Genomic DNA, 16420 nt, shown 5'->3' on the forward strand with positions numbered 1-16420 from the left:
CTGCAACTATTTTTTCGCGCAGATCGATTGAATATGCTTTCATAAAAAGATAATATTTTTATTCTTATTAACTGTACCCCATAACAGCAGGAAGTGCTGTAACTAAGGCAATATCAGAAAAGCCCGGAGTCGGAAAGAATACAGCTATTAATCGAGCAGTTCAAGACCTCAAGGCATATGACACTTGGGATTCTCAAGCTATTGAAGCTCGCCAGAAAATACTCACTAAGTTGGCAAAACAGGTTTGGGATATAGAAGAAGTAGCAGTAGTTTCAGAAGTTGTTGTAGAGCCAGCTATATTTGAATCTGGTTCTGAAATTTAACTTTTAACTTTTTCATCTTATCAACGAGACATTACCTTTCGATATATAAAAGCCATAAGTGATTCTCTGGGATCGCCCACTTTGAACCAAAACTACATAAATTAGACACAATGGGAATTCATACCATTGCAGGTATTCCCAAGAATGATGTGATTAATCTGACCCAAAATTCTAGGCTTCGTATTCGGATACCAGTAAATCAGGTGCGTTTGGTTTACCCATTAGCAGGCAAATCCCTGAGAATTGGCACCAAATCCTGTTTAACTTCAACTTAAGATTTTATTAATATTGAAATAACATTGATTCACAATCAGCTAGCAAATAATGGATAAAGACAAATATCACCTACCTTTTTGTAAGTATTATTCGGAAAAGGATTAATAAAAATTAATTGGTTATGTCATCTGTAAATTGGCTATTTTCAAGGAAATATAGCCAAAACATAGTTTGCAAATTGGCAAATTAACCTGGTAGGTTTGCAAAAGTGTATCCCTAAATCAACACATAAAAAATAGATATATTAAAAGAGATACTGCCATACAACACCTCTTTTTAGTACTAGGCTATGTTTTCATTACCTGCCTGTTTTTAAGCGAAACAACTTTGAACTGCTTTCCCATTATCAATACTTCTTATTACCCAAACCGCCCATTTACATAATCTGCTGTCTGTTTATTGGAGGGATTATTAAAAATTACTTCTGTCTTGTTAAATTCTACTAACTCACCCAAATACATAAACGCTGTATAGTCAGAAACCCTTGCCGCCTGCTGCATACTGTGAGTAACAATCAAAATCGTCACTGTTTCTTTTAGTTGAGTAATCAAATCTTCAATACTAGCGGTAGCTATTGGGTCTAAGGCAGATGTCGGTTCATCAAACAGTACCATCTCCGGTTCCGTGGCTAATGCACGGGCGATACATAATCTCTGCTGTTGACCACCAGAAAGGTTAAAAGCCAAATCATTCAAGCGATCCTTGACTTCATCCCATAAAGCAGCGTTGCGTAAGGCTTTTTCAACTTTTTCATCAATCACGGCACGTTTTGATTCACCCCGTACCCGCAAACCATAAGCCACATTTTCGTAAATTGACTTAGGAAAAGGATTAGGTCTTTGAAAGACCATGCTAATCCGCATCCGCACTTCAATCGGGTCAACCTTATTACTCAGTAGGTTGATGCCATCTGGTTTGAGTGTAATTTCTCCTTTGTAGCGATTACCGGGATACAGGTCATGCATCCGATTAAAACAGCGTAGCAAGGTAGTTTTACCACATCCAGAAGGGCCAATCAGGGCTGTTACTTGCTTTTCACCGATTGGCAAATGAATGTCTTTGAGGGCATGGACTTTGCCACCATAGTAAAAATTCAAATAATCAACAGAAGCTTTCAGAGGTGTTTCTACCATTTGATTTTTTGACGTAAACGATAACGAATATAAATTGCTACAGCATTCATGGCTAAGGTAATCGCAATTAATACGATACCTGCGGCGGCGGCGTTCACCTGAAATTCTTCTTGGGGACGAGATACCCAATCAAACATTTGAATTGGTAGGACTGTGAAGGGTGCAAGTAACCACGCAAAGGAGATGTAAGGAAACTGCCCTGTAATTGGGGGGTCTGGTAAGAACGCAATAAATGTAAGTGCGCCAATAGTAATCAGGGGGGCGGTTTCGCCAATGGCTCGCGCTAAGGCGACAATAATACCAGTGAGAATTGTGCCTGTGGAATATGGCAGGGCATGATCCCAAATCATCTGCCATTTAGAAGCCCCAGTAGCATAGGCCGCTTCGCGGATACTGTTAGGAATGGCGCGGAGAGCTTCACGGGTGGATACAATTACTACTGGTAAAATCAACAATGCCAAGGTTAACCCAGCAGTTAGGATACTTTGACCAAAATTTAGCCCATAAACAAACACACCCAAAGCTAAAAGTCCGTAAATGATGGAGGGAACTCCGGCTAAGTTGGTGACGTTAATCTCAATCAAGTCAGACACCCAGTTTTTTTGGGCATATTCTTCTAAGTAAATTCCTGATGCGATACCGATAGGAATTGCCGCTAATGCTGTAACTAGCATGACTAAAACTGTGCCGACCCAAGCGGAAAAAATACCTGCTTGTTCTGGCTTACGGCTGGGAAACGAGGTGAGAAATTCCCAAGAAAGGCGCGGCCAGCCATCACTAAATAAGTCAAAGATTAATGCTAGTAAGGTGACAATGCCAACTAACATTGACAACAAGCCAATAATGCTAAAAAAATATTGCGATCGCTTGTTACGATTAATAACTCTACGAATGTCAGGAATATTTTGAGTAACCATCTCAATAAATTTCTCGATACCGCTTGCTGAGAAAATGACCAATGATGTTGAAGACCAAAGTTATCAGTATGAGAGTCAGCCCCACAGCAAAGATAGTTTCGTACTCCAAACTGCCATGCGGTAAATCGCCCAGACTCACCGATACAATGTAGGCAGTCATGGTGGCGGCTGGTTCCATTGGATTAAAAGTCAGGTTAGGTTGTCCACCAGCAGCAATAGCCACCACCATCGTTTCACCCACCGCCCGCGAAATTCCTAATATGTAAGCTGCTGAGATGCCAGAAATGGATGCTGGTAATACCACTCGCAATGCTGTCTGTAAGCGTGTTGCCCCCGTTGCATAAGACCCTTCGCGCAAATGTGTCGGTACGGCACGCATAGCATCTTCACTCAAGGAACTGACATAAGGGATAATCATAATTCCAATCACTAACCCAGCACTCAACATATTAAAACCGGGTAAATCAGGCAAGAATACTTGCAGCAATGGAGTAACAAACAACAGCGCAAAGTAACCATAAACGACTGTAGGAATGCCTGCCAATAATTCTAATGCTGGCTTGACAATTTCCCGAACTACCGGAGGCGCAAATTCACTAAGATAAATAGCAATAATTGTCCCCAAGGGTACGGCTACTAATAAGGCGACTGCTGTTGTGGTTAAAGTGCCAGCAACTAAAGGCCAAATTCCATAGTGCTTATCATCAAATAATGGTGTCCACTGGGTGTCTAGTAAGAATTGCGATAAAGATACTTGCTGAAAAAATCTGATGGACTCGTAAAGTAAAATACCAACAATAGCTATTGTTGTCGCCACCGAAGAAAGGGCTGCTAGAAATAGGACAAATTCAATTGTCCGTTCTCGCATATTGCGTAATAGCTTAGATGAAAATCGGTTTTTTTTAACCATGATCATGCCAAGGATGCGTAGACGCTTAGCGGCTTGTCGTAGACATCGCACTATACATTTAATAGATAAAGAGAGGTACGATACCTCTCAATACTTGTTGGTTAAGGGGAAAAGGGGAAGGGGAAAGGAAAAGGAAAAAACCTTTAACCTTTTCCCCAAACCAAATTCACAGTTCAAAATGCTTAACCGAGTAGTATTGGGATACCTCCCTTGGTGAAGTTACAAATTTTGAGTTACTTGTAGTTATCGGGCTTCACGGCTTAGTAGTTCTTCAATTTTCAGTCCTACAGCCTCTTTACCACCAAAAACAGTACCAAATCTCTTTTTATTCAAGTGGTTTTGCGCGGTAGTATATGCTGAACTTGGCAGGGCAACATATCTTACTTCTTTAGCGAATTGACCTGCATTTTGCAAATAGTATTGAACAAACTGCTTCACTTCTGGTTTGTCAATAGATTTAGAACTGACGTAGATAAATAGAGGCCGCGACAAGGGAGAGTATTTCCCATTTCTGACAGTAGCTTCTGAAGGTAATACACCGTTAACGGGTACGGCTTTTAACCTTTTTTGGTTTTCTGCGTAGTAGGCATAACCAAAATAGCCAAGGGCGTTTTTATCACGCGAAACACCCTGTACAAGAACGTTGTCGTCTTCACTAGCTGTGTAGTCACCCCGGCTAGACTTAGCTTTGCCAACAACAGCTTCGGTAAAATAATCAAAGGTTCCCGAATTAGTTCCAGGTCCGAATAATTTCAACGGTGCATTGGGAAATCCTTGACGAACCTGACTCCAATTATTAACTTTACCCTGTGCGCCTGGTTCCCAAATTTTTTTGAGTTCGGCTACTGACAGACTCTTTGCCCAACTGTTTTGCGGGTTAACTACCACTGTTAAAGCATCATAAGCAACTGGCAATTCTATGTAGCGAATACCCGCAGCTTTACAAGCATCAATTTCTTTTTGCAGAATTGGCCGAGAAGCGTTTGATATATCTGTCTCACCACGACAGAATTTTTTGAAGCCACCACCAGTCCCAGAAACACCAACTGTCACTCTGGTTCTGCCTCTTTGAGACTTTTGAAATTCTTCGGCTGCTGCTTCGGTAATGGGAAAAACGGTGCTAGAACCATCAATTGCAATAGTTTTGACGCTTTGGGATTGAACCGCAGACATTGATAAACCCAAAGTAGCACCTACCATTGCGATCGCACCTAATGCTATCAGGCTGTTTAGCTTCAAATTAATTTTGCTCACAACAATGTTCCTTTTTTGTCTGATGCTCGATCACTCCAAAGGCATAAAAAACTAATCAGGTTAATAACTAGTAATTATTTGCCTTTTACTGTAAAAAATATGACACTTGTAGGTAATTTAAAAATTAACTATTGGTTATAAGTTAGTTAACTTTTAGCCATGAATATGGAAAAATAACAACTGCTGAGTTCTTAATGTTTTAAAGATATGTCTCTGTAGAGATAGCTGATTGGGCTTGTCAAGATTCCACTCTTAGGGGTTTGACATTCCAAATTTTTTGACAATATTCAAGAATTGTCCGATCTGAGGAAAATTTGCCAATCCTCGCTGTATTTAAAATAGACATTCTCGTCCAATGTTCTCGGTCAATATAAGCATGGCTAACTCGCTCTTGACAATCAACATAAGATTCATAATCAGCCAAAACCATATATTCATCCCTAATTAATAAAGATTCCACTATCGGTCTAAACAAATCTTTTTTATCTAAGGAAAAATCACCAGCAGCAATCATATCTATGGCTTGTCTAAGTTCTAAATTACTGTTGTAATAATGCCAAGGATTGTAATTTTGTAACTTTAAATTAAAGACTTCTTCAGCAGTCAACCCAAATAGAAAGAAATTCTCGTCTCCTACTTCTTGGCAAATTTCTATATTCGCTCCATCAAGAGTACCGATGGTCATAGCACCGTTCATAGCCAATTTCATATTGCCTGTGCCAGAGGCTTCCTTGCCAGCAGTGGAAATTTGCTCTGAAAGTTCCGCAGCCGCACAGATACGTTCTGCTAAGGATACACAATAGTTTCTCAAAAAGATTACTTTCAAGCGAGAATTAACATCTGGGTCATGATTGACTACGTTAGCTACTGTATGAATGAGTTTGATCACTAGCTTGGCAATAAAATAACCTGGTGCTGCTTTACCAGCGAATATAAAAGTTCTCGGCAATATTTCCAGGTTGGGATTTTGCTTAATTCGGTTATATAAAGTGATAATATGCAGCAAATTCAAGATTTGGCGTTTGTATTCATGGATGCGCTTAACTTGAACATCAAATAGAGAATTAACGCTTACATCAAGACCGTTGCATTGCAAAATGTATTCTGCTAAGTCATGTTTATTCTCATATTTTATATGTTGCCAAGCCTGACAAAATTCTGCATCTTCTACAAAAGCTTCTAATCGCCTCAGTTCGTCTAAATTGGTAATCCACTTCTTACCAATGTGTTCGGTAATTAACAATGCTAGTTTTGGGTTACTTAGTAACAGCCAGCGTCGTGGGCTAACTCCGTTAGTGATATTAGTGAATTTTTCTGGATAGAGTTCATAAAAATCATGGAGTAAACTTTGCTGTAACAATTTGGTATGTAATTGCGCTACTCCGTTAATGGCATGACTGCCCACACAAGCTAAATTCGCCATTTTAATTTGTTTTACAGGCTTTTCTTCAATTAATGAGAGTCGCGCTAGACGGCTTATATCACCAGGGAAATTCAGCCTAACTTGCTCTAGAAATCGACGATTGATTTCATAAAGAATCTCTAGATGTCTAGGTAAAAGGCGACCAAATAAGTTAATTGGCCATTGCTCTAATGCTTCTGGTAATAAAGTATGGTTTGTATAAGCACAACAACTTTGCGTAATTTCCCATGCTTTTTCCCAATCTAATTGATACTCATCAACTAGTAAACGCATCAACTCAGTAACAGCCAGAGATGGATGGGTGTCATTCATCTGAATGCTAACTTGTTGAGCAAAGTTATCAAAATGCTCTTGAGTAATTTTTATTCCTAATAATGCTTCGTTATACAAACCACCTCTTCTTCTGTGTAAACGGATCATGTAAAGGCGGATAATATCTTGCAAGGAACAGGAGACAAAAAAGTATTGTTGCTCTAGTCGCAGTTCTTTACCTTGAGGAGTGTTGTCATTGGGGTACAAAAGCTTAGAAATGTTTTCTGAGAAGGTTTTATCTGCAACCGCACGACTGTAATCGCCAGCATTAAAAACCTCAAAGTTCAGTTCTTCGCTGGCTCTGGCAGTCCACAGACGTAGGGTATTGACTGTGTTAGTGTTATATCCCGGTACAAGAGTATCGAAAGGTGTGCCTAAGACTGTGCGATCGCTAATCCACCGGACGCGGTAACGTCCATTTTGATCCCTATAAGCTTCGGTGCTTCCACCCAGCTTGACTTCCACTACATACTCTGAACGGGGAATTTCCCAAGGATTACCAAAACGCAACCATTTGTCAGGCCGTTCTACTTGCCAACCATCTTGAATTACTTGGTCAAAAGTCCCAAATTTGTAGCGAATACCGTAACAAATGGCAGGAATTTCTAAAGTTGCGAGAGAATCGAGAAAACAAGCCGCTAAACGCCCTAAGCCGCCATTACCTAATCCTGGTTCTTGTTCTTGTTCAATCAAATCATAGAGATTTAGCTCTAATTCTTGTAAGGCTTGATTAGCTACGTCCCATAACCCCACATTTACTAAGTTTTTCCGCAAATGACGACCTTTGAGGTATTCAACAGATAAATAAAAAGCGACTTTTGCGTCTTTTTCAAAATAAGTCTGTTGGGTTTTTAGCCATCGATAAATTAAGCGATCGCGTACTGTATACGCCAAGGCCATATAGTAATCGTATGGTGTGGCAAAAAACTTATCTTTACCTTGGAGATAAAATAAGTTATCCATAATTGCCCGCTTCAAAGTTTCCCCACTCATACCCGTGCGATCGTCCTCTACTTGAATTTTGGCGGGTTCTGTACGAGAAATGTATTTTTTGATATGGTTGTGATGTCTCTGATGTTGGCTATTAGTTGAGTGATGTTCAATATTGGTCACAACTAAATTTCCTTTCACTTAATAAATTTAACCAATGGTTAAGTATTGATTAATAGTTGTTTAACATCAGGTAAAAAAATACTATATAAGAAAATATTAATCGCGCTAGCAATTAGTACTTTTAGTTAATGTTAGAGGTAAAATGTGAGGATTTTGTGATTTATCAGAGTCTAAAAAACCTCACAAGTTCCTCACATTGTTCTTATATCATCAAGTCTGAGTTTCTATAAGTGAGATTGCACTTATAGATGATTTATAAAGTAAAGCTTAAATTGTAGGGTGCGTTATAGCAACGCTTAACACACCGAAAGATATGATTTCTTGCGGCTAATCCTGATTTTTTTAACCCCCTAAATCCTTACATTTAATTGCTATTTATTGTCATCTTTTACTCAAATATTAGGCTAATTCTCAGATTTAATAACTGCAAGTGAGAGAGCTTATGGAATCGAGTTTTAATGTATTGTCTATGGACTCTACTCCTAATCAAGAAGTGATTTTATATGCTCAAATTCAAGCTTTTTATTACGGTACTTGCCTGGCGTTACGTAATATTGATTTACCTATCTACAAAAACCGGATTACAGCTTTAATTGGGCCTTCTGGTTGTGGTAAAAGCACCTTGCTACGCTGTTTTAATCGTCTCAATGATTTAATTGAAGGAACTACAATAGACGGTCAAGTTCTCTATAAAAATCGTAATATTTATCATCCTCAAGAAGATCCAGTACTACTACGACGACAAATCACGATGGTTTTTCAAAAACCAAATCCTTTCCCTAAATCTATCTACAATAACGTTGCATTTGGCCCTCGAATTCAGGGTTATCAAGGTAATATCGATGAATTAGTAGAACGCTCATTACGTCAAGCATTTATTTGGGATGAAGTTAAAGATAGGCTGAAGGATAATGCTTTGTCTTTATCTGGTGGACAACAACAAAGGCTATGTATTGCACGGGCAATTGCTGTACAACCAGATGTAATTTTAATGGATGAACCTTGTTCCGCTCTTGACCCATTCTCAACTCAACAAATTGAAGAATTGATGGCTAATCTCAAAGAGCAATGCACAATTGTGATTGTAACTCATAATATGCACCAGGCAGCAAGGATTGCGGATAGGACAGCATTTTTTAATGTTGAACTACAAGAAGGTAATCGGATTGGTGAATTAGTTGAATATAACACTACTAATATAATTTTCAATTATCCAGTCAAGGAATTAACTTATCAATATGTCACAGGTCGTTTTGGATGATGATTAATTTTAAATAATTTGAGAAATTCAATAATTTTATAAAAAGGTGTCTTTCATCCTATTACTTATAGCTGAAAAACGCTGTTTTACTTAAATAATGTTAAGATATATAGTTGTTAATTTATAGAGAATTCATCAGTAATGATTATATAAAATGGTAAAATTTTTAATTATTATTTTAAAGATAAATGATAGCATAAAAGTGTAAATATTCTAGAGGTAAAAATCCTATGGTGCCGAAATTTGTACTCGAACTTGAAGAAGTTGTTGAAGGACTTGGTGTACCAGGAATCACCGCAATAGTTCTTCTTCCTGTTCTTGTTCCAGTCGCAGCAGGTATTGGTAAACCAATTGCTAAAGCAATGGTAAAAGGTGGAATTGTTCTTTATGAAAAGGGCAAAGGAGTAATTGCTGAAGTAGGTGAAAGTTTTGAAGATATTGTAGCGGAAGCAAAGGCTGAACTAGCCGAACAACGAACTGAAGAAATGGAACACCCAGCTACAAGTTGACAAAAATGAGTGAGTTGGTTTGATGATAAATTTGATTAACCTTACTTTGTCGAGATGGGTGCCTTACCCATCTTTATTTCTTATTTTTGGAGATATTTGGAAACAATAATTATGCAGCAGTTTTCTCCCGATAAATCATCCATGCCTATCCAATTACAAATTATTAGTAATACTCCTGGTCGTCTGCGTTTGAAGATTCCTAGCCAGTATCAAGGCAATCAAGAACTTATGGCAATGGCTGGTTCGTTGAACTCTTTGTTTCCTCAAATTGAAAAAGTGAAAACTAATTTGCAGACAGGCAGCATCACAATCTACTATTCTGGTGGGAGTGAAAGTCTGACAGATGCTGTAAGTAAATTAGAGGCTTTAGGTATAACTCTTGTCAAGGCCGCAGAAAAAAAAAGTTAAAATCTGCAAGCCTCATTCAAACTTTATCCAACTTGAATCAAGAAATTAAACAAGCCACAAAAAATACAGCAGATTTGCGATCGCTTGTAGCGTTTACTATTATTGCCTTTGTAATTAAACGGTTACTGCCTCAGTTACCACGCTGGCAATCAACAGTATTGTATCTGTTGTTGTGGTATGCCTTAGAAAGTGTGGTAGAAATCAGCGACAATCAAAAACCTTCTAATAAATAGATATAGCAACCATAAATTATTGTTTTGCTGGTGGTAATAGCTTTGTTGCGTCATTAACTACAAAAGGCAACAAAGCACTTGCACCAATGACTGCACTATCGGTAAGGCTAAGGGGTGTTAGTTGGAGAAGTCCTCTTAAACCAGGTACTAACGCAGCTAACATCTGTAAAGCAAAAGTGCCTCCTAACGCTAGGGTTAAATAATGATTAGCTGGAAGTTTTTCGTGACTAAAAATACTGTGTTTGGGTGAACGGCAGTTGAGGGCGTAGAACAACTCCGACATGGTTAAGCTCATAAAAGCTATGGTACTAGCTTGGGGACTTAAGCCATAACGCATGATCCCGTACCCATAAGCTGTCAACGTACTGGTAGAAATCGTAGCTGATTCAAAGATGATTCTGGCAAAGTCCGATTTTTTGATAATCCTTTCGTGAGGGCTGCGGGGAGGTTGGCTTAACACATCTGGTTCTGGTGGTTCTAAGGCTAAAGCCAGACCAGGGAAAATATCTGTTACCAAATTCACCCATAATAGCTGTATCGCGTTCAGTGGTTGTCCGATTCCAGCTGTAGTAGCAATTAGCATGACTATGATTTCGCTTAAGTTGCTCGACAGCAGGAAATGAACAGATTTTCTAATATTGTTATAAATTGTGCGACCATGACTGACAGCAATAATCATGGTTTCTAAATTGTCATTTTCCAAGACAATATCTGCAACTTCACGGGCTGTATCTGTGCCTGTGTGTCCCATTGCAATGCCCACATCGGCAGACTTCAAAGCAGGGGCATCATTGATCCCATCGCCCGTCATCGAAACAACTTGACCTGCACTTTGCAGGGCTTGGACAATTTGTAATTTGTGGGCGGGACTAACCCTAGCAAAAACATTAACGCGATCGCATAATCCTTTCAATGCTTCCGGTTCAATTTGATTAAGATGAGTAGAATCAAGAATTTCTAGTTGTTCACCCTGACTCAGATTCAATTGCTTACCGATGGCGTAGGCTGTTGCGCTTTGATCCCCAGTGATCATGACTGTATTAATTCCAGCCTGATGAAAAACGCCCATCAAATCTTTGACACCGTTTCTGATCGGATCTGCCATCCCGACGAAACCAAGCCAAATCAGGTTTTGAGTAGGATTGATATCTGCTTCGATGCCAATAGCATTGGCATAAGCTACGCCCAAGACTCGCAAGGCTTTGCCGGACATCATCTCATTCGCAATTTCAATTGCTGTTCTTTCTGCGTCTGTGAGTGTAACTATCTCTCCATCCTTCACCTGCCAATTACACATTTTCAAAACTTCTGCTGGGCTTCCTTTCACCGCCACAAATTTTTCTTGGTCATGATTGTGATGCAGCGTAATCATGAAATTATGGTTTTCGGAGCGGTGAGTAGTTGCTAGTAAGGGATAATTCTCTTTCAGTTGGCTAACATCTACCCCCGCACTGATCGCCATGTAAATTAAAGCATTTTCTGTTGCTGATCCTTTCAGAATATGCTTGCCATCTTCTTCAAGACTAATTTCACTTTCATTACACAGAACTAAGACATGGATCAACTTTAAGAGTTCATCGCAGATGTAGGGGTTGATGTCTTCTGCACCGTTGAGAAATTTGCCCTCAGCAGATACTTGCAAAGATTTGTTATTTATATATACCTCTACAACTGACATCTTGTTTTCTGTAATTGTCCCTGTTTTATCGAGACAAATTGTTTGCACAGAACCAAGAGTTTCGACAGCATCCAGCCGACGAATCAAGACGTTGTGTTTCCTCATATTGGCAATACCCAAAGCCAAAGTGGTAGTAGCAACCGTGGGTAATCCTTCAGGGACAGCTGCAACTGCTAGAGATATGGATGTTTTCAACATCTGAAGCCAACCATAACCCCTTAATAACCCTATGCCAAATACACCTGCACATATCACCCCAGATACAACAACGAGTTGATTACCAGCTTGGTCTAATTGTTTTTGCATCGGGGTTTCTGGCATGACTGCCTCGGAAACCAGGGTTTGGATTTTGCCCATTTCTGTAAATTTGCCCGTGGCTACCACTACAGCCAAGCCTTGCCCACCTGTTACTAAGGTTCCCATATAAACCATATTGACGCGATCGCCAAGGGGGACATCTTGTACAGTCAGGGTTTCAGTAGTTTTTGTCACTGGCAAGCTTTCACCCGTGAGTGCAGCTTCATCTACACTCAGATGATTAGCTGCAATTAATCTGGCATCGGCAGGTACATAACTACCTGGTTTGAGAACTAAAATATCTCCAACCACAACTTCAGAGGCGCTAATTTCTTGTAAATTCCCATCTCTAATCACCAACGCCGAAGGTTTTACTAAGGTTTTGAGGGAGTTGATAATCTTTTCGGATTGACTTTCTGTGGTGTAACCAATCCCCGCATTGATTAACACAACACCCATAATTACTAAAGCATCAATCAACCCACCAGTCGCTACAGATAGCCCGGCAGCAACAGACAAAAGAGCTACTGGTAAAGTTGTAAATTGTTCGATAAAAATACTTAGCTTGGAACGTCCGGCAGTTTCAGGAAGAACATTTGCACCATATAATTGCAGGTTTTTCTCGGCAGTTGTACGAGATAATCCGGATACAGTCGAGCTATTAAACTCTGAAATCACGGCATCTATTTCTAACAAATGCCAAGACAAACTTTTTTGTTCTTGATTTAAGGTTGATGGCTGGTGTAGTTTTTTTTGATTTATCGACTGATTGTTTACTTTTTCGCTCACTGAATTTATATACACCGTTGTTACTGGTGGTTTTTGGCTTTGTTTTCTGTAATCACTGACAATTTTTTCTATCATTACAGCGATCGCATTCGGACTCAAGCTTGGTTCAAAAGCTACAAGCACATTGCCTGTATAAGTATTAGCGCGAACTAGCTGTATGCTCTTGTGATTTAATAATCTAAATTCCAGGTATTTTTTGAGATATTCTGCATTTTTCAGCCCCAGCACTCTATATCTCACCCTTCCTTTGACAGCAGTATGTATTGCCTGAACCAAAGGAATTTCATTGAAGTTTTTACTAAAAAAAGTGTTCATTTTTTACTTAGCTCTTTTTTAAAACCACAAGAGATGAGTTAACCTGACATTTTTTACCCAAGTAAAACCTTGTTGTGGAAAATAATTAGATGGAATTTGCTTTATCAGTCAGGCAAAATAAAGGTTAATGAACAAATCTCAGTAATATTTCAATCTTAGTTATAGAAAAATATGTTGAGGAAATTGTGAGGGCTAAATCAGATTTTATATGCCTAGAGCATCGATTCAGTAATCAAAAACCTAACCCCCCAGCCCCCTTCCCTACAAAGGAAGGGGGTGCTAAACTCCCCTCTCCTCGTAGGAGAGGGGTTGGGGGAGAGGTTCTTCCAGCATTACTAAATTGGTGTTCTAGTGAGCGTTATTTGTAAAGACCTACTTAAACCAAAAATATCAATTTCTTAATCTTGCCGTGATATCAAAAGCAACAGCCTTAGTCAATCTGATTCAGTTGACCTGAGTTTCGCAGCTTTCACGGAGATTTTAATGGCATTATTTTTTTCAGAATACATTGAGGGCAGCAGCAACAATAAAGCTCTAGAGATTTATAATGGCACAGGCGCAGCAATCGATTTAACCGCCGGAAATTATGTAGTTCAGTTCTACTTCAATAGCAGTACTACGGCAGGATTAACTATTCCTTTAACAGGCACAGTCGCCGCCGGTGATGTGTACGTGCTATCTCAAAGCAGTGCCAACGCAACGATTTTGGCACAAGCAGACCAGACCAACGGTGCGGGCTGGTTTAATGGAGATGATGCGATCGTCCTGCGACAAGGTGGTGCAACTGGGACAATCCTTGATTCGATTGGCCAAATTGGCTTTGACCCTGGAACTGAGTGGGGAACGGGTCTAACTAGCACAGCAGATAACACTTTGCGCCGTAAGAGTATTACCTCTGGCGATACCAACCCTAGCGATGCCTTTGATCCGAGTGTGGAGTGGGAAGGATTTGCTACTGACACCTTTGATGGATTAGGAAGCTACACCACTACAAATCCAGGAGGTGGAGATAGTACTTTGCGAGAAATCTATGAAATTCAGGGAAGTGGTGCCAGCAGTCCTCTTGTCGGACAGAATGTGACAATTGAGGCAGTTGTGGTTGGCGACTTTCAAGGTAGCAGTGGGCTGGATGGCTTTTATGTGCAGGAAGCAGTTGGCGATGGCAATGCTGCAACCTCAGACGGGATTTTTGTTTTTGCGCCTAACAGCATAGATGTGAGTGTCGGTCAGACAGTGCGGCTAACTGGCACGGTTGGCGAAAACTTTAATCAAACTCAGATCAGTAATATTAGCGGACTGAGTGTGGTAGGTTCAGATGCGATCGCCCCGACAATTATTGATCTGCCTGTAAATGCAACAACCGACCTGGAACGTTATGAAGGGATGTTAGTTACATTCCCCGAAACCTTGACGGTTACAGAAAACTTTAACTTAGGTCGGTTTGGTGAGGTATTACTGTCTTCAGAAGAACGGTTGTTTAACCCAACAAATTTCATTGACCCTACCGATATTCCTAGTGCTGAAACCGAGAACGACGAAAACAACATTGCCGCAGTTACAGCACAACAGAATGCCAACAACCTGCGCCAAATTCTGCTTGATGATGGCAGCAATACCCAAAATCCGGCAACTGTTCCATATTTAAATGAAAATGGTACGCTGCGGGTGGGTAGTACAGTCACAAATCTTACAGGTGTGCTAGGCTTTGGGTTTGGCAGCTACAGACTGCAACCGACATCAACACCTAATTTTGTTGATTCTAATCCCCGCACAGCTGCACCGGAAAATGTGGGCGGCAACGTTAAGGTAGCTAGTTTTAACGTGCTGAACTACTTCAACGGCGATGGTATAGGTGGTGGCTTCCCGACCTCGCGCGGGGCTGACACCTTGGCAGAATTTGAACGCCAAAGTGCCAAGATTGTCAGTGCGATCGCAGCCCTGAATGCTGATGTAGTCGGTCTAATTGAAATTGAGAATGATGGCGATGGTACTAATTCGGCGATCGCAGAATTAGTTGAACGGCTCAACACATTTTTGGGTACAGCAGTCTACGACTACATTCGCGATCCTGCCACAGGGACAGGAACTGACGAAATTAAAGTCGCCTTTATCTATAAGCCAGGAACAGTAACTCCGGTTGGTGCTTCTTTGAGCGATCCTGAAGCTATTTACAATCGCCTACCCGTTGCTCAAACCTTCGAGTTAAACTCCAACGGTGAAACCTTTACCCCAGTAATTAACCATTTCAAATCAAAAGGTGGTACAGCTACAGGATCTGACGCAGACCAAGGCGATGGACAAGGTGCTTTTAACTTCACGCGAGTTCAACAGGCAGAAGCTTTGTTAGGCTTTGTCAACCAGTTAAAAACTAGCACGGGTGACAGCGATATCTTAGTCCTTGGGGATTTAAATGCCTATGGCGAAGAAGACCCGATTGACGTGTTACGCAATGGCGGGCTGATAGATGAACTGGGCAAATATATCCAAAACCCCTACTCTTATGTCTTTGAAGGTCAATCTGGAAGATTAGATCACGCCCTCAGCACTTCCAGTTTAAGCACCCAAATCACCGGAGCAACCGAGTGGCATATCAACGCTGATGAACCTAGAATTTTAGATTACAACCAAGAATTTAACCCTCCTGGACTTTATCAGCCAACCCCCTACCGTTCCTCAGACCACGATCCTGTTCTCGTCGGTGCAGAGTTAGCAAGTATCCTCAACGTAGTTAACGGCGGTAACGGCGAAGATACATTGACTGGCACTTCTGGCAGAGATGAACTTAATGGCGATAATGGCAGAGATACCCTGCTTGGCGGTAATGGTAGAGATATTCTCAACGGTGGTAATGGCGATGATTTACTAAATGGCGGTCAAGGCCAGGATACCTTGATTGGGGGTAGCGGGAGCGATCGCTACCTCTTGGCAGCAGGCGCAGGCGCAGATACGCTTCAAAACTTCAAAGACACCACAGATTTCCTTGCTCTGTCGGGTGGGCTGACATTCGGACAACTGACAATTACCGGAAATAGCAACAACACCCTCATCCGAGTCACCCAAACCAACGAGCTACTGGCTACTCTCAACAATGTTCAAGCAAACACAATTACGGAGGTTGATTTTGTAACTATATAGTTTAACCTCAGTTCGGGTTAAGGACTAAATCTTAATCTTTTGGACGATAAAATAAGGGTTTAAGGCGTTCAAAACTTACAACAGAATCAAGGTTTTAGCTTATCCCGAACTCAAGGCTAAAAACTTGCCGTAAT

Annotated in this window: 12 protein-coding genes; 6 read left to right on the top strand and 6 right to left on the bottom strand. The window is 40.5% G+C overall.

Going from position 1 to position 16420, the window contains the following annotated elements:
• Positions 1-394: 394 nt before the first annotated feature.
• The gene (locus tag H6G76_RS38305; protein ID WP_397333815.1) at positions 395-598 is read left to right on the top strand and encodes a type I-MYXAN CRISPR-associated protein Cas6/Cmx6; all 204 of its coding nucleotides are present in this window, start codon (positions 395-397) and stop codon (positions 596-598) included.
• 360 nt (positions 599-958) lie between these two features.
• Here H6G76_RS38305 and pstB (H6G76_RS30400) read toward each other — a convergent pair whose 3' ends face one another.
• From pstB (H6G76_RS30400) to H6G76_RS30420, 5 genes are all read right to left on the bottom strand, one after another.
• Positions 959-1732, bottom strand: a complete 774-nt coding sequence (gene pstB, locus H6G76_RS30400; RefSeq protein WP_190709301.1) for a phosphate ABC transporter ATP-binding protein PstB — start codon at positions 1730-1732, stop codon at positions 959-961.
• Positions 1726-2649: a phosphate ABC transporter permease PstA gene (gene pstA / locus H6G76_RS30405; protein WP_190709303.1), complete on the bottom strand. Its 924-nt coding sequence runs from the start codon at positions 2647-2649 to the stop codon at positions 1726-1728. Before pstA ends, pstB (H6G76_RS30400) begins: the two co-directional genes overlap by 7 nt.
• Position 2650: 1 nt before the next feature.
• Positions 2651-3565, bottom strand: coding sequence for a phosphate ABC transporter permease subunit PstC (pstC, locus tag H6G76_RS30410; RefSeq protein WP_190709327.1), 915 nt, complete (start codon positions 3563-3565; stop codon positions 2651-2653).
• 237 nt (positions 3566-3802) lie between these two features.
• Positions 3803-4813, bottom strand: a complete 1011-nt coding sequence (locus tag H6G76_RS30415) for a PstS family phosphate ABC transporter substrate-binding protein (RefSeq protein ID WP_190709305.1) — start codon at positions 4811-4813, stop codon at positions 3803-3805.
• Positions 4814-5051: 238 nt separating this feature from the next.
• Positions 5052-7541, bottom strand: a complete 2490-nt coding sequence (locus H6G76_RS30420) for a glycogen/starch/alpha-glucan phosphorylase (protein ID WP_190709329.1) — start codon at positions 7539-7541, stop codon at positions 5052-5054.
• A gap of 562 nt (positions 7542-8103) precedes the next feature.
• Between H6G76_RS30420 and pstB (H6G76_RS30425) the strand changes: the two genes are divergently transcribed.
• From pstB (H6G76_RS30425) to H6G76_RS37425, 4 genes are all read left to right on the top strand, one after another.
• Positions 8104-8922 carry a phosphate ABC transporter ATP-binding protein PstB gene (gene pstB, locus H6G76_RS30425; protein ID WP_397333813.1) on the top strand — a complete coding sequence of 273 codons (819 nt, stop codon included), beginning with the start codon at positions 8104-8106 and terminating at the stop codon, positions 8920-8922.
• 230 nt (positions 8923-9152) lie between these two features.
• Complete coding sequence (locus H6G76_RS30430) at positions 9153-9431, top strand: DUF5132 domain-containing protein (RefSeq protein WP_190709307.1); 279 nt, start codon at positions 9153-9155, stop codon at positions 9429-9431.
• A 111-nt stretch (positions 9432-9542) separates the two neighbouring features.
• Positions 9543-9839 (top strand): hypothetical protein, encoded by a 297-nt coding sequence (locus tag H6G76_RS37420; protein WP_242056584.1) that lies wholly within the window; start codon positions 9543-9545, stop codon positions 9837-9839.
• Between the two features lie 32 nt (positions 9840-9871).
• A complete protein-coding gene (locus H6G76_RS37425; protein ID WP_242056585.1) occupies positions 9872-10072 on the top strand; it encodes a hypothetical protein in 201 nt (66 codons plus the stop codon).
• A gap of 16 nt (positions 10073-10088) precedes the next feature.
• On the opposite strand, the gene H6G76_RS30440 is transcribed toward H6G76_RS37425, so the two are convergent.
• Complete coding sequence (locus H6G76_RS30440; protein WP_190709309.1) at positions 10089-13151, bottom strand: HAD-IC family P-type ATPase; 3063 nt, start codon at positions 13149-13151, stop codon at positions 10089-10091.
• 483 nt (positions 13152-13634) lie between these two features.
• Between H6G76_RS30440 and H6G76_RS30445 the strand changes: the two genes are divergently transcribed.
• The gene (locus H6G76_RS30445) at positions 13635-16286 is read left to right on the top strand and encodes an ExeM/NucH family extracellular endonuclease (protein WP_190709311.1); all 2652 of its coding nucleotides are present in this window, start codon (positions 13635-13637) and stop codon (positions 16284-16286) included.
• Positions 16287-16420 lie beyond the last annotated feature (134 nt).

The sequence above is a fragment of the Nostoc sp. FACHB-152 genome (assembly GCF_014697475.1).
GTDB lineage: Bacteria > Cyanobacteriota > Cyanobacteriia > Cyanobacteriales > Nostocaceae > Nostoc_B.